The organism is Streptomyces sp. NPDC030798 (genome assembly GCF_055572275.1).
Genome location: NZ_JBVIDR010000024.1, coordinates 23433 through 37653, shown reverse-complemented (window position 1 = coordinate 37653; position 14221 = coordinate 23433). Strand labels below are relative to the sequence as shown.

Genomic DNA, 14221 nt, shown 5'->3' with positions numbered 1-14221 from the left:
CTCTCACGAGGGAAGAGCGATTTTCGGCGACTTGGGTTCCGGTGTGTTCTTGACGGCTTTGGCCGGCTTCTTCGCCGTCTTGTCACTCTTGTCCCCGGTGAAGGCCTCGTACTCCTTCAGGACCTCCTCGGTCGGGCCGTCCATGCGCAGTTCGCCGCGTTCCAGCCACAGCACCCGTTCGCAGGTGTCGCGGATGGACTTGTTGTTGTGGCTGACCAGGAAGACCGTACCGGCGTGCCGGCGCAGCTCGCGGATCCGGTCCTCGGAGCGCTTCTGGAAGGCGCGGTCGCCGGTGGCCAGGGCCTCGTCGATGAGCAGCACGTCGTGGTCCTTGGCGGCGGCGATGGAGAAGCGCAGCCGGGCCGCCATTCCGGAGGAGTACGTGCGCATCGGCAGGGTGATGAAGTCACCCTTTTCGTTGATTCCGGAGAAGTCGACGATGTCCTGGTAGCGCTCCTTGATCTGCTCCCGGGACATGCCCATGGCGAGACCGCCGAGGTGGACGTTGCGCTCGCCGGTGAGGTCGTTCATCAGCGCCGCGTTGACGCCGAGGAGGGAGGGCTGGCCGTCGGTGTAGATGTGGCCGTTCTCCACCGGGAGCAGCCCGGCGACCGCCTTGAGCAGGGTCGACTTGCCTGAGCCGTTCGTCCCGATGAGGCCGATCGCCTCGCCCTTGTAGGCGACGAACGACACGTTCTTCACCGCGTGCACCCGGCGTACACCGGCGGCCTTCTCGGCCTGCTTGCGGCGCAGGATGCGGTTCAGGGCGGCGGTGGCGGTGCCGCGGCCGGCGCCGGTGCCGTTGACGCGGTAGACGATGTCGACGCCGTCGGCGATGACGGTGGGGATGTTCTCGTGCGGGATCTGCTCAGCCACGGCCGTACGTCTCCTCAGCCTTCCAGAAGTAGATGAAGCCGCCGATGCCGGCGAGCAGGGCCCAGCCCGTGGCCGCCGCCCACACGTGCGGGGGCAGCTGCTTGCCGTGGAAGCTGTGGATCAGCGCGTACCGCATGAGGTCGATGTAGACCGCGGCCGGGTTGGTCTCCAGCAGCACCGTGACGATGTGCGGCAGGTGGTCCTTCTTGGTGAGCTTGTCGATGCTCCACATGACGCCGGACACGTACATCCAGGTCCGCAGGACGAACGGCATGAGCTGGGCGATGTCCGGGGTCTTGGCGCCCCACCGGGCCATGACCATCGACACGCCCGCGTTGAAGACGGACTGCAGGACCAGCGCGGGGAGCGCGAGCAGCCAGCGCGGGGTGACCGGGATGCCGAAGGACAGGATGATCACGACCAGCGCGGTCATCGAGAACAGCAGCTGCTGCAGCTGCTGGAGGCAGAAGGAGATCGGCAGGGCGGCGCGCGGGAAGTGCAGGGCGCGGACCAGGCCGAGGTTGCCGGAGATCGCGCGGGTGCCCGCCATGATCGAACTCTGCGTGAACGTCCAGATGAACACGCCCGTGACCAGGAACGGGATGTAGTCCGGGACACCGCGGCTGGTGCCCAGCAGCACGCCGAAGATGAAGTAGTAGACCGCCGCGTTCAGCAGCGGGGTCATGACCTGCCAGACCTGGCCGAGCTTCGCCTGGCTGTACTGGGCGGTGAGCTTGGCGGTGGCGAAGGCGGTGATGAAGTGACGGCGGGCCCACAGGTGGCGCACGTACTGGGGCAGGGAGGGGCGGGCGCCGCTGACCGACAGGCCGTGCCGGGCGGCCAGCGCCGCGAGGTCGTCGTCGGCCGTTGCCCGGATCGGGGGCGGTGTGTGGAGGACCTGGCTCACATCCGGTGCTTTCGCTCGGGGGGAGGGGGGTGGGGGCGGGCGTCCGGCTGTCGCCGGGGTGCGTCGCCCGTCGTCCGTCGTCCCGGTCCGTCGTCCTGCGTTTCCTTACGCTTCTCTTCACGTTCTCTTACGTCGGGACGGGACCGTATCGTCGCAACGTGAGCGTAGAACCATCCACCGTCGGAACGCAACCGTTTCGTCGTAACGGCCTATGCTGTTCGTATGACGACCAACGCCGACGAGGCCCCGAAGCGCACACGGCGACGGGCTCCCGCCGGGGCCGCCGTGCTCCGCGAGGACGTGACCGAGGCGATCCGGGCGGCCGTCTTCGAGGAACTGGCGGCCGTCGGGTACGCCCGCATGTCCATCGAGGGGATCGCGCGGCGGGCGGGCGTCGGCAAGACCGCGGTGTACCGGCGGTGGCGGTCCAAGCTGCACCTGGTGCTCGACGTGGTGTCCGCGATGGCGGTGCTGGGACTGCCGGTGCCGGACACGGGGTCCCTGGAGGCGGACCTGCGGCTGCTGTACGAGGTGACGTCCCGCGCCCTGCGCCACCCCGTCGCCTCGCAGATCATCCCCGACCTCCAGGCGGAGGCGGCGCGCAATCCCGACATCGCGGAGGCGATGCAGAAGGCGCTGCGGGACGGGCAGGAAGGGGTGGCCAGCAAGATCGTCGCAGCGGCGGAGCAGCGGGGCGAAGTCCGCGCAGACCTCGACCCCGACCTCGCCCTCGACCTGATCTCCGGCCCCCTGTACTGGCGCTCGGTCGTCATCCGCTCCCCGAAGCTGCCGAAGGGCTACCTGGAGAACCTGGCCCGCGCGACAGCGGGCGCACTCAAGGCACTGTGAGGCCGCCGCCAGCCGCGCGCACGCGACTGGCTACGAGCGGGCTGCGTTCGGGTGGTGGCGGAGCCAGCCCTCCCAGGCCGTGGTGATCATGTCCTCGATGTCGTACTTGGCCTGCCAGCCCAGTTCGGTGGCGATGCGGTCGGCGGAGGCGACGACGCGGGCCGGGTCGCCGGGGCGGCGGGGGGTGACGGTCGGAGGGCGGTCGTAGCCGGTGACCGCGTTGATCCGGTCGATCATCTCGCGCACGGAGACGCCCTCGCCGCGGCCGATGTTGAGGGTCAGGTCGTGGCCGGGGGCGGAGCGCAGGGCACGGGCCACCGTCACATGGGCCTCGGCCAGGTCGGCCACGTGGATGTAGTCGCGGACGCAGGTGCCGTCGGGCGTCGGGTAGTCGTCGCCGAAGATGCGCGGGGAGGCGCCCTCGGTGAGCTTCTCGAAGACCATCGGCACCAGGTTGGACACGCCCGTGTCGGCGAGGGCGGGGGTGGCCGCGCCGGCCACGTTGAAGTAGCGCAGGGACGCGGTCGCCAGACCGGTCGCGCGGCCGGTGGCACGGACCAGCCACTCGCCGGCCAGCTTCGTCTCGCCGTAGGGGGACAGCGGCAGGCAGGGCGTCTCCTCGGTCACGAGGTCCACGTCCGGCATGCCGTAGACCGCCGCCGAGGAGGAGAACACGAACGACGGGACCTCCGCCGCCGTCACCGCCTCCAGCAGCACCCGCAGGCCCTCCACGTTCTGGTGGAAGTAGTGCAGCGGCCGCTCCACCGACTCGCCCACCTGCTTCTTCGCCGCCAGGTGGACGATCCCGGTGACCTCGTGCTCCGCGAGCGTGCGGGCCACCTTCTCCGCGTCCAGGGTCGAGCCCGCCACCAGCGGCACCTCGTCCGGCACCCGCTCGCGGACCCCGGTGGACAGGTCGTCGTAGACCACCGTCCGCTCGCCCGCCTCCGTCATCGCGCGTACGACGTGCGCCCCGATGTAACCGGCGCCGCCGGTGATCAGCCAGGTCATGTACGGCCGTCCCCTCGTCGGCCCGGCCTGTGGCGGCCGGTGCCCTCGTCCCGTGCTGTCGCGTCCGTCGCCCGAACCCCCTGCTCTCAGTGAAGCAGGCGGCGCAGCCTTCCGCGGACCACCGTCAGCACACCGTGCAGCCCGGTCGCCACGCGCAGGGCCAGTGCGCCGGAGTGCGTGGCGTACGGCTGGACCAGCAGCACGCCGTGCCGGGCGCTCGGAACGGCGTGGCGGCGCAGACGGCCGCCGCCCGTGAGGGCGTGCGCCGTGCAGTCCCGGGACGCGCCGTCGGCGAGGCGCAGGGTCAGCCGCAGGTCCCAGGTGCCCGCGCCGAGCCCCGCCAGGTCGACCGGCAGCTCCGCCGTCCAGCTCTCCGGGCCGCAGGGCGCGAGGGCGGCCGTGGCCCGCTGGGCGGTGCTCCCGTCCTTCCGGGCCCGCCACTCCACCTCCACCTCGCGCGGCCCGGCCTCGGCCAGCCGCCCGTACAGCTCGTGCAGCCGCAGGCGCAGCCGGGCGCCCCGCGCGCGCGGGTGCAGCTCCGCGTCCACCGCGAGCGGCAGCAGACGGGTGGGGCGGGTCAGCAACGGGGCGAGGGAGACCTGGGGCAGGTCCGCGGACCAGACGGGGGTGCCGTCGGCGGCGCGGGCGTAGGGCGGCAGCAGACGGGCCGGGCGCGCGGCGAATTCCCTGAGGCGCGGCAGGTCGCGCGGCTCGGGGGACTCCAGGACGATCCGGGCGAGCAGCCGGCCGGGCGCCGACGGGTTCCGCTCCCAGTCGGCCGCGTCGTAGCGCGCGAGGTACTCCCGGGTGTGCGTCCACCACGCGCGCCGGTAGTCCGCGTCGCGCAATCCCAGTTCGCGCGCGTACATGCGCACCTCGTGGTCGAGGAACTTGCCCCGCGCGGCCCGCGCCAGCTCCTTCTGCCCGGCGCTCAGCAGAATGTCGTACGCCAGCGCGCACGCCTCCGTACGCGCCTTCCAGTTGTCGATGCGCGCCCGGTCCAGCGAGAGCGACAACTGCTCGGCCGACCGGCGCACGTGCCACACGTACACACGGTCGGGTACGAGCGCCATGCGCGGCGCGGCGGCCAGTACGCGCGCGGTGAAGACGAAGTCCTCGTAGAGGAAGCGCCCTTCCGGGAAGCGGATGCCGTGCGCCTTCAGGAAGCCGGTCCGGTACAGCTTGTTGACGCACAGCGTGTCGTGCACCAGCCGGGGACGCTGGGAGGGGCGCGCGAGAACCGCGGGCGCCGTGTAGAGCCGCCCCTGCCAGGGCTGTTCCCGCCCCGAGGGCAGCTCCCGGCGCACGCACAGCCCGCTCGCCACGTCCGCGCGCGCCCCGGTCGCCGCCGCCAGCAGCGCGTCCACCGCGCCGGGCGGCAGGAGGTCGTCGCTGTCGAGGAACATCACGTACGGCATCGTCACCGCGTCGATCCCGGTGTTGCGCGGACTGCCGCAGCCGCCGCTGTTGACGCTCCGGCGCACCACCCGAAGCCGGGGCTCGCCGGCCGCCAGCCGGTCCAGCAACTCGGCGCTGCCGTCCGTGGAGCAGTCGTCCACGGCGACGACCTCACCCACCGCCGGCCCCTGGCCGAGCGCGGAGCGCACGGCATCGGCCACATGGGCGGCGTCGTTGTAGCCGATGACGACGACACCGACCTGAGGCGGCGGATGAGGGTCTCGCGAGTCTCGATGCATGGAGTCCACGGCCGGGAGCCTAGATTTGTTCGGTAATACCCCGTTAAGAGACGCTTAGCGCTCTATCCGGAAGACGGTCGGAATCGGGTCGGGGTTCCGTCGTCGGCACGGCCTTTCCGGCCGGCGGCAGCGCCGAGCGCCAGAGCCGGACGAAGGACAGCACCGCAGCCGCCCCCAGCAGGCCGTTGCGGGCCAGCATCAGAAGGCAGCCCGCCCAGGTGCCCTCGACCACCTCGCGGTAGAACACCGGGTACGCCAGGGAGCTGACCGCGCTCGCCGCGAGCACCAGCACCGCCACCGGGCGCTGACCGGTGTACCGCGAGGTCAGGCAGACCGCGGCCAGCCCCAGCAGCCAGATCATGTACTGCGGGCTGATCACCCGGCTGGTGACGGTGAACAGCAGCACGGCGGCCAGCGCCGCGTCGTACGGCGTCGCCGGAGTCCAGTGCCGAGCCCGCAGCCGCCACAGCACCAGCAGCCCGAACGCGGCCGCCGTGAGCGCCAGCGAGAGCGCGGCGACGCCGTGCACATAGGGGCCGACCAGCTCGATCGCGCCGTACTGGTACCGGACCCGGCCCGGCCAGCCGGCGTGCCGCGCCAGGTTCAGCGCCGTACCCCCGAACGACTCGATCTGTACGCCCCGGCCGCCCTGCTCCCGCAGGAACGCCAGGGAATTGTTGAACGAAACGGCGAGGAGCGCGAGGCAGGCGCCACCGGCGGTCACCGCCCACCCCCACGCCCGGCGTGTCGCCGCTCCCCGAGGCGTGCCCAGCAGCACCAGCACCGGCCACACCTTCACCAGCGCGCCCAGCGCCGCCAGCACACCGCCCGCGCGCGAGGAGCGCGTCACCGTCAGCAGCGAGACGACGGCGAGCGCGGTGACCTGCACGTCGTAGCGCGCGAGCGGCAGCTGCAGCAGCAGCGGCAGCCCGCAGGTCCACACGGCCGCGCCACGCAGGCTCCGCCCGGGGCTCCCGCCCGCGCGGACCAGCGCGACCGTGATCAGGGCGTCCGCGGCGAGCGTCAGCGCCACGAACGCCTGAAAGTACGTCAACCCGGGCAGCAGCCCCGGCGCGAGGAGCACCGCACCGGCGCCCGGGGGGTACTGCCAGGTGCTGTCGTGCGCCGGGAACGCGCCGTGCGCGAGGACGCCGTACCAGTGGTGGTACAGCCGCCACACCTCGCGCGGCACCGCGCCCCCGCCGAGCAGGGGCGAACGGTCGTGCGTGAGCAGCCAGGCCATCAGGGCACGGGTGGCGAGCCAGACGGCGGTGAGGGGGAGGACCGGGCCGGGGGTGACACGGAGACGGTTCATCACGTGGGAGGGTAATCCGCGCGGATGGTGTATCCCTGCCGATACGCCGTCATTGACCGGCAAAGGTTGGCTAATCGCAAAAGATCGGGCCGTGATGAGCGTCGGGCCTCAGGTGGAACAGCAGTCGCACCGGGCGGCTGGAGCAACGGCTGTCGTACCGACCGGTGCAACGAGCGGCGGGGCGGCCCGGATGCGGCCGGCCGCCGTCGTCGCGGTGCCCGCGGCGGTGATGGGCGCGCTCGGGCTGTGGGGGCTCGACCGCGGCGGGATGTGGCGCGACGAGGCGGTCACCTTCCAGGTGGCGCGGCGCACGGTGCCGCAGATCTGGCGGCTGCTGCACGGGGTGGACGCGGTACACGGCCTGTACTACTTCCTGCTGCACGCCGTGCTCGCCGTCCACCCCGGCGAGGTCGTGCTCCGGCTGCCGTCCGTGGGCGCGGCGATGGTGACCGCGGGGCTGGTGGCCGCGCTCGGTGCCCGGCTGCTGCGGCCGCGGGCCGGGCTGGTGGCCGGGCTGCTGTACGCGATCTCGCCGATGGCCGGGCACTACGCGCAGGAGGGCCGCTCGTACGCGCTGGTCGCCGCCGGCGCGGCCGCGGCCACGCTGCTGTTCGTGCGCACCGTCCAGGACGGCGGCTCCTGGCGGGCGTACGGCGCCGTCCTGGGCCTGACCTGCTGGTTGCACGAGTTCGCGGTGCTGCTGCTGCTCGCCCACGCGGGGTCGCTGGCGCTGGCCCGGGCGAGGGCGCGGGTGTGGCGGGGCTGGGGGTGCGCGGCGGCCGCGGTGTCGCTGGGGCTGCTGCCGATGGTCCTCGTGTCCCGCGCCCAGTCGGCCCAGGTGGCCTGGCTGCGGCCGCCGACGTGCGAGACGGCACTCGGCCTGCTGCGGGCGTTCCTCGGCCCGGCCCCCGTCGTGTACGGGGGGTGCCTGGCCCTGGCGCTGCTCGGCCTCGCGGGCCTCACCGGCGCGGGCGGGCTGACCTGCGCCCGCGTCGCCCTGCCGCTGGCCGTGGTACCCCCGGCCACGCTGATGCTGCTGTCCCGGTCCACTCCGCTGTACGTCGACCGGTATGTGCTGTACGCCCTGGCGGGGGCGCCGCTGCTGGTGGCGGCGGGGGTGGAGCGGGCGGCGGGGGCGGTGCGCCGCCTGGGCCTCACCGGCGACGGGGGGCCCGTTCGACCCCTCCTCCGGCTGACCGGTGTCCTGGTGCTCGCCCTCGCGCTGGCGGCTCAGCTCCCCTGCCTCCGGGACGACCGGGACCCGGCGCACCGTCCCGACGATCTGGCCGCCGTCTCCCGGGCCGCCGCACGGCAGGTCGGGCCGGGGGACGCCGTGCTGTTCGTCCCGGCGCGGTTGCGGAACGCGGCCCTGGCCTACCCGGGGGCCTTCCGGGGAGTGCGGGACGTGGCGCTGGCCGAGTCGGCGGCCCGGTCCGGGACCCTGTACGGGCGCGAGGCGGGCGGGGAGGCGCTGCGGCAGCGGGTCGCCGGGCTGCGGCGAGTCTGGGTCGTCGGTGACCGGGGGCTGCTCGACGGGCGCTGGGGAGCCGCGAGCCGCGTCGAGCGGGCGAAACTCGCGGTGCTCGCGCAGGGGTTCGTGGCCGGGACGGAATCCGTGCAGGACGGAGTGACGGTGCGGCTCTACGTCCGCCGTCCCCAGACCCCCGCGGTGAACAGCGCCCGGCACGCGCGGGACCCCGCGCCGGCGGGCGGTCGGCACGCGTAAGAACCCGCAGTCGGGCGGCCCTGTACGTGCAAGAGCCCGCGCTGTCGGGCGGCCGGCAGGCAAGAACCTGCGCCCTCGCGCGCCCGGCTCTCCCAGGCGCCGTCACTGTTCCACGCCCGGCACGCGGAAGCCCGTCACGGTCGGGCGCGCGGCACGCGGCACTCGCCGAAGCACCGGCACTGTCGCACGCCCGGCACGCCCGAGTGCCCTCACCCTCGCGCGCCCGGCGGGCCACTGCGCCCGTCGCAGTCCGCAGTGCTCAGCCGCAGTTCTGCGCCTCGTGCAGTGCTGCCGCGTCCAGGGTGCCCGTGAGCTGGTCCAGGCGGTCGCGCAGCTCGGTGATCTCCGACAGCTCGAAGCCCGTCGCCGCCACGATGCGGCGCGGCACCTCCAGCGCCCGCTCGCGCAGCGCCGCCCCCTCCTCGGTCAGCCGCACCCGCACCGACCGCTCGTCCTGCGCGCTGCGCTCGCGCCGTACCAGACCGGCCCCCTCCAGCCGCTTGACCAGCGGCGAGAGCGTCCCGGAGTCCAGGCGCAGATGCTCGCCCAGCTTCTTGACCGGCAGGTCACCCTGCTCCCACAGCACCAGCATCACCAGGTACTGCGGGTAGGTGAGCCCGAGGTCCTTGAGGATCACGCGGTAGACGCCGTTGAAGGCGCGGGACGCCGCGTGCAGGGAGAAGCAGATCTGGCGGTCCAGGCGGAGCCAGTCCGCGTCGGAGGCGGCGGGGGCGGGAGTCGGCGTGGCGGTCATGCGTCCAGGATAGCCCTGGCGAACCATATAGTTGTGCACAACTTAATTGTGTGCTCTACTTGTGGTCGTGAGGCGGCCGGACCAGGGCCGCCGGACACACCGACTTCCGAGAGGGATGGTCTTCCATGGACGCGCTCTACACCGCTGTCGCCACCGCCACCCACGGCCGCGACGGTCGTGCCGTCTCCTCCGACGGCAAGATCGACCTGAAGCTGGCCCCGCCGGTGGAGCTGGGCGGCAACGGCCAGGGCACCAACCCGGAGCAGCTCTTCGCCGCGGGCTACGCGGCCTGCTTCGGCAGCGCCCTCGGCCTCGTCGGCCGGCAGGCGAAGGTGGACGTGAGCGAGGCCGCGGTGACCGCCGAGGTCGGCATAGGCAAGCAGGGCGAGGGCTTCGGCCTGAAGGTGACGCTGCGCGTCGAGCTGCCCGACACGGTGGACGAGGCGACCGGCCGCAAGCTGGTCGACACCGCCCACCAGGTCTGCCCGTACTCCAACGCCACCCGCGGCAACATCGAGGTCGACCTCGTCATCGAGTAAGGCCCGGACACCCTCGTGACCTGCCGGCCTCACGTCGGGGCCAGCAGGTCACCCCCCACGGCCTGGCCCGGGATCCGCACGCCGGCGCCCTCGGGCATCGACTCGCCGAGCAGCAGCGTGCGGACGACCCGCTCGGCGGCCCGCCCGTCGTCGAACTCGCAGAACCGGCTGCGGAAGTCCGCCCGCAGCCGCGCCGACTCCTCGTCCCGCCAGGCCCCGGAGGCGAACAGCCAGGCCAGCTCCCGGTAGGAGCGCGAGACATGCCCCGGGGCCTCGGCGGTGATGTCCAGATAGGCGCCCCGGCTCGCGGTGAACGCGGCCCAGTCGTCGGCGTGGACCACGATCGGCCGGTCCAGGTTGGCGTAGTCGAACATGATCGACGAATAGTCGGTGACCAGCGCGTCGGAGGCCAGCATCACCTCCTCCGGGCGCGGCTCGTCCGTCGCGTCGACGACGATCCCGCGCCGGTCCAGATCCGCCAGGCCCAGCCCGCGCGCGGGACCGCTCGCCAGGGTCGGGTGCAGCCGGACGACGAGGGTGTGCCCCTCGCCGAGGTCGGCGGCGAACCGGGCCAGGTCGATCCGGTCCACGTGCCCGCCCCGGCGGTAGTCCCGGCGCGTCGGCGCGTACAGCACCACGGTGTGGTCGTCCGGGATGCCGTGCCGCCGCCGGAAGTCCCGGCCGGCCCCCTCGCCGGGTCGCACCAGCACGTCGTTGCGCGGGCTGCCGGTGCGCACCGAGGTGAAGTGGCAGGGGTAGGCCCGCTCCCATACCAGCTCGGAGTGGCGGTTGGCGACCAGGCTGTAGTCCCAGCGGTCGGCCCGGCGCAGCATCTGCGGCACGCTGAAGCCGTGCCGGGCGCCGGGCTTGCTCAGCAGATCGGCGCCCATGTACTTCAGCGGGGTGCCCTGGTGGGTGTGGACGTGGACGCTGCCCGGCCGCTTCACCAGACTGCCCGGCCAGTTGACGTCGTTCACCCAGTACGTGGCCCGTGCCATCACCGCGTGGAAGCGGGCCGAGCCCGGCGTCACATGGTCGATGCCGGGCGGCAGCGTGTCCACCGCGTCCTCCCGGACCACCCACACCCCGCGCAACTGCGGGGCGATCTCGCGTGCCTTGGCGTGGATGGCGGCCGGGTCGCCGCCCACGCCTGCGTGGTGGGCGGACGAGTAGACCACCAGGTGCGGATCGAGCGGCAGCCTCGACCGGGCCGCGTACCAGGCGCCCTGGGAGCGCGCCGCCACCGCCCGCGCCGTCCGCTGCCCGCCCCTGGCCGCGAGCGTGCGCACTCCGCGCAGGCCCCGCAGCGCCGCGTACGACGCGTAGGGCGCCGACGCCAGCAGCCGCATCTCGGTGCCGCGCGGGCCGTCGGGCGGGGTGAAGCCCTCCGGGAGGTGGCGGCGGTGGAAGGCGCGGATCTCGCGGTAGAAGTCCGGGCGGTCCGCGGGCGTCACCCGGTCCGGGCGGGCGAGCACGAACAGCATGTGGTCCAGCGCCCGTTCGAACAGCAGCGGACGCGCCCACGCCAGGTCCGGACGCTCCTCCAGGAACGCGAACAGGCCCTCGTACTGCCGGAAGATCTCGAAGTGGCGGCGCCCCGGCGTCTTGGTGATCGCGCCCTGCCGGCGCTGCCGGTACTCCACACCGATCCGGTTCAGGCAGACGATCCGGTCCGCGAGGACCATCGACCGGTAGGTCACCGGCGCGTCCTCGTACAGCCCCGGGCCGTAGCCCAGCCCGTGCTCCTGGAAGAAGGAGCGCCGGTAGGCCTTGTTCCAGGCGACCAGGAACAGACGGACGTACTCGGGCCGCTCGCGCAGATTGAAGACGTCCAGGCCCGCCGAGGCCAGCAGGGCGGAGGCATCGCTGCGCCCGCCCCGGCCCCACCAGTGGGTGCGCACATGGTCGAAGACCAGGATGTCCGGGTCGCCGGCCCCCTCCAGCCGGCCGGCGACGGCGGCCAGCAGGCCCGGGGTGTAGGCGTCGTCACTGTCGAGGAAGAGGACGTAGTCGCCCTTCGCCTGCTCCAGGCCGGCGTTGCGGGCCCGGCCGAGGCCGACGTTCTCGGGCAGGTGCAGCACCCGCACCCGCGGGTCGCGGTCGGCGTACTCGTCGAGGATCGCACCGCAGCCGTCGGGCGAGCGGTCGTCCACGGCGACCACCTCGAAGTCGCCGTACGACTGCCCGAGCACCGAGTCGAGACACTCGCGCAGGTAGCCCTGCACCTTGAAGACGGGGACGATGATGCTGAAGCGGGGCACTGCTGAGGTCAGCTCCTTACGAGGGTGGCGGCGGGGGCCGGGATGCGCTCCGCGAGCGGGATCACGGGCGGGATCGACTCGGGCGGCTCACCGAGCAGCACCCGGCGTACGACGCGTTCGGCGGCGCGTCCGTCGTCGAACTGGCAGAAGCGCGCCCGGAACGCGGCCCGGGCCGCCGTCGCCTCCCGGCCCCGGTGGGCGCCGTCCCGGAAGACCCGCGCCAGCTCCTCCGGCGTCCGGGCCACCACGCCCGGCGGGGTCTCCATCAGGTCGAAGTAGACGCCCCGGGTCTCCCGGTAGACGTCCCAGTCGTCGGCGTACACGACGATCGGCCGGTCCAGGTTGGCGTAGTCGAACATGATCGACGAGTAGTCGGTGATCAGCGCGTCGGCGGCCAGGCACACGTCCTCGGAGGAGCGGTGCGCGGTGACGTCGATGATCCGGTCGCTGCTCCGCCTGCCGCCCCGGTCGTAGAAGTAGTGGGCGCGCAGCAGCACGACGACGTCCTCGCCGGCCTGCTCGCAGAACGCCTCCAGGTCCAGGCCGGTCTCGAACCCGGTCCGGTAGTCGCGGTGCGTGGGCGCGTACAGGACGGCCGTCCTGCCCTCCGGCACGCCCAGCTCCCGGCGGACGCGGGCCACGTCGTCCGCCGTCGCCGTGTAGTACACGTCGTTGCGCGGATAGCCGTACTCGAGGATCTCGTGGGCGCTGGGGAAGGCCCGCTCCCACATCTCGGTGGAGTGCCGGTTGGAGGCGAGGTTGTAGTCCCAGCGGTCCACCCGGGCCAGCAGCCTGGCGAAGCTGCCGGTCGCCGCCGCCACCACCGGGTACGAGGCCTGGTCGACGCCCATCTTCTTCAGCGGGGTGCCGTGCTGGGTCTGCAGGTGCACGCTGCCGGGCCGCTTGACCACGGCGTCCGCGAAGTTGGCGTTGTTGATCAGGTACCGGGCGCGGGCCAGCACCTCCCAGGCGCGGCGCGAGCCGATCACCGCGTAGTCGACGTCCTTGGGCATCGCATGCGCCTGGTCGGCCTCGACCAGGAACACGGAGCGGATGTGGGGGGCGAGTTCGCGGGCCTTGGCGTGGATCGCGGCCGGGTTGCAGGCGTAGCCGCGGCCCCAGTAGGCGCAGAACACCGCCAGGTCGGGGTCCAGCGGGCGGCGAAGCTGCCGGGCGTAGTGCAGCCGGGTGCGCAGCGCGCGGGGACGCGGCACGAGGGCCGTCGCCCCGGTGGAGACCTGGTTGGCGCCGCGCAGCGCCCGGAACGCCGTGTAGGCGCCCGTCGCCAGGAGCCGGTGCTGCACGCCCAGGCTGCCGGCCGGGGCGCGGTACCCGGTGGGCCGGTGCGCGCGGTACAGCCGCCCGGCACGGCGGAAGAACGCCCGGTGCCCGGAGGGCAGCCGCTCCGGCCGGGACGCCGTCTTCAGCACCTGCGCGAAGAGCTGCTCGAACAGCGCCCGGGTCCGGTCGGCCGCGAGGCCCTCATCGGCGGCCCGGGTCAGCACCAGCTCCACCTGGTCCAGCAGTCCCTGCTGGTGCGGTCCGGGCAGGTTGAGCCGGCTGCCCTGGCGGCGCAGCCGGTGCCGTACGACGACCTGGCGCAGCACCGCGATCCGCTCGGCGGCCAGCGTGGTCAGCCCGCCCCAGCCGACGTCCGTGAAGTGGCCGTCGGGGAAGGCGAGTCGATGCCCGGTGAGGAAGGTGCGGCGGTAGACGGCGCTCCACGCGGGGAACGGCACACCGGTCAGCTCCGGACACCGCTCCGGGGAGAAGGCGCCCTTGGGCGCGTTCGCCAGCAGGGGGGCCGCCGGGTTGCTCGCCTCGCCCTCCCACCAGGGAGTCCGCTCGTGCTCGGCGTAGAGCACGTCGACGCCGGCGGTCTCGGCCAGCCGGGCGTCCAGCGCCGCCAGCGCGCCCGGCAGCAGCAGGTCGTCGCCGTCGAGGAACAGCACGTACGCTCCGGTCGCCGCCCGCAGCCCGGCGTTGCGCGCCCCGCTCAGCCCGGCGGACGGCGGCGAGTCGACCGGGACCACCCGGGAGTCCCGCTCGGCGTATCCGGCGGCCACCGCCGCGGCCGGGGCGTCGGGGCCGTCGCAGACCGGGATCAGCTCGAGGTCGCCGAAGGACTGGCCGAGGACGGAGTCCAGCGCCTGGGACAGCCGGCCGGCGACCCCGTGGGACGGGACGATGATGGTGAAGCGGGGCATTCTGCTCTTTCTGTTGTCGTGCGGACGCGGTGGGGCCGTCCGGCGGGACGCCAGGTGGACGGCCGGACCGGAGTGGGCC

General features: G+C 73.4%; 11 protein-coding genes. 3 read left to right on the top strand and 8 right to left on the bottom strand.

What is annotated here, in order from left to right; translation table 11 throughout:
- Positions 1 to 3: 3 nt before the first annotated feature.
- Positions 4 to 876, bottom strand: a complete 873-nt coding sequence (locus ACZ404_RS35685) for an ABC transporter ATP-binding protein (protein ID WP_468447336.1) — start codon at positions 874 to 876, stop codon at positions 4 to 6.
- On the bottom strand, positions 869 to 1783 hold the full coding sequence (locus ACZ404_RS35680; protein WP_468447334.1) for an ABC transporter permease: 915 nt from the start codon (positions 1781 to 1783) through the stop codon (positions 869 to 871). The genes ACZ404_RS35685 and ACZ404_RS35680 overlap by 8 nt, the downstream gene beginning before the upstream one ends.
- Before the next feature lie 222 nt (positions 1784 to 2005).
- On the opposite strand from ACZ404_RS35680, the gene ACZ404_RS35675 reads away from it, so the two are divergent.
- Positions 2006 to 2632, top strand: coding sequence for a TetR/AcrR family transcriptional regulator (locus ACZ404_RS35675; RefSeq protein ID WP_468447332.1), 627 nt, complete (start codon positions 2006 to 2008; stop codon positions 2630 to 2632).
- Between the two features lie 30 nt (positions 2633 to 2662).
- Here the strand turns inward: ACZ404_RS35675 and galE are convergent, their stop codons facing one another.
- The 3 genes from galE to ACZ404_RS35660 form a co-directional block, all read right to left on the bottom strand.
- Entirely contained in the window at positions 2663 to 3643 is a 981-nt protein-coding gene (galE, locus tag ACZ404_RS35670; RefSeq protein WP_468447330.1) for a UDP-glucose 4-epimerase GalE, read from the bottom strand.
- 86 nt (positions 3644 to 3729) lie between these two features.
- On the bottom strand, positions 3730 to 5340 hold the full coding sequence (locus ACZ404_RS35665; protein ID WP_468447382.1) for a glycosyltransferase family 2 protein: 1611 nt from the start codon (positions 5338 to 5340) through the stop codon (positions 3730 to 3732).
- Positions 5341 to 5383: 43 nt separating this feature from the next.
- Positions 5384 to 6655: a glycosyltransferase 87 family protein gene (locus ACZ404_RS35660; RefSeq protein WP_468447328.1), complete on the bottom strand. Its 1272-nt coding sequence runs from the start codon at positions 6653 to 6655 to the stop codon at positions 5384 to 5386.
- Positions 6656 to 6749: 94 nt separating this feature from the next.
- Here ACZ404_RS35660 and ACZ404_RS35655 point away from each other — a divergent pair, with 94 nt between their 5' ends.
- On the top strand, positions 6750 to 8381 hold the full coding sequence (locus tag ACZ404_RS35655; RefSeq protein ID WP_468447326.1) for a glycosyltransferase family 39 protein: 1632 nt from the start codon (positions 6750 to 6752) through the stop codon (positions 8379 to 8381).
- Between the two features lie 259 nt (positions 8382 to 8640).
- Here ACZ404_RS35655 and ACZ404_RS35650 read toward each other — a convergent pair whose 3' ends face one another.
- Positions 8641 to 9135 carry a MarR family winged helix-turn-helix transcriptional regulator gene (locus ACZ404_RS35650; protein WP_468447324.1) on the bottom strand — a complete coding sequence of 165 codons (495 nt, stop codon included), beginning with the start codon at positions 9133 to 9135 and terminating at the stop codon, positions 8641 to 8643.
- Between the two features lie 125 nt (positions 9136 to 9260).
- Between ACZ404_RS35650 and ACZ404_RS35645 the strand changes: the two genes are divergently transcribed.
- On the top strand, positions 9261 to 9674 hold the full coding sequence (locus tag ACZ404_RS35645; RefSeq protein ID WP_468447322.1) for an organic hydroperoxide resistance protein: 414 nt from the start codon (positions 9261 to 9263) through the stop codon (positions 9672 to 9674).
- 29 nt (positions 9675 to 9703) lie between these two features.
- Here the strand turns inward: ACZ404_RS35645 and ACZ404_RS35640 are convergent, their stop codons facing one another.
- Together ACZ404_RS35640 and ACZ404_RS35635 are read right to left on the bottom strand one after the other, a co-directional pair.
- On the bottom strand, positions 9704 to 11935 hold the full coding sequence (locus ACZ404_RS35640) for a bifunctional glycosyltransferase/CDP-glycerol:glycerophosphate glycerophosphotransferase (protein WP_468447320.1): 2232 nt from the start codon (positions 11933 to 11935) through the stop codon (positions 9704 to 9706).
- Positions 11936 to 11943: 8 nt separating this feature from the next.
- Positions 11944 to 14142: a bifunctional glycosyltransferase/CDP-glycerol:glycerophosphate glycerophosphotransferase gene (locus ACZ404_RS35635; protein ID WP_468447318.1), complete on the bottom strand. Its 2199-nt coding sequence runs from the start codon at positions 14140 to 14142 to the stop codon at positions 11944 to 11946.
- Positions 14143 to 14221 lie beyond the last annotated feature (79 nt).

Coding starts and splice junctions, on each gene's coding strand:
- ACZ404_RS35675 (WP_468447332.1), top strand. CDS start 2,006: ATGACGACCAACGCCGACGAGGCCCCGAAGCGCACACGGCGACGGGCT.
- galE (WP_468447330.1), bottom strand. CDS start 3,643: ATGACCTGGCTGATCACCGGCGGCGCCGGTTACATCGGGGCGCACGTC.
- ACZ404_RS35665 (WP_468447382.1), bottom strand. CDS start 5,340: ATGCATCGAGACTCGCGAGACCCTCATCCGCCGCCTCAGGTCGGTGTC.
- ACZ404_RS35660 (WP_468447328.1), bottom strand. CDS start 6,655: ATGAACCGTCTCCGTGTCACCCCCGGCCCGGTCCTCCCCCTCACCGCC.
- ACZ404_RS35655 (WP_468447326.1), top strand. CDS start 6,750: ATGAGCGTCGGGCCTCAGGTGGAACAGCAGTCGCACCGGGCGGCTGGA.
- ACZ404_RS35650 (WP_468447324.1), bottom strand. CDS start 9,135: ATGACCGCCACGCCGACTCCCGCCCCCGCCGCCTCCGACGCGGACTGG.
- ACZ404_RS35645 (WP_468447322.1), top strand. CDS start 9,261: ATGGACGCGCTCTACACCGCTGTCGCCACCGCCACCCACGGCCGCGAC.
- ACZ404_RS35635 (WP_468447318.1), bottom strand. CDS start 14,142: ATGCCCCGCTTCACCATCATCGTCCCGTCCCACGGGGTCGCCGGCCGG.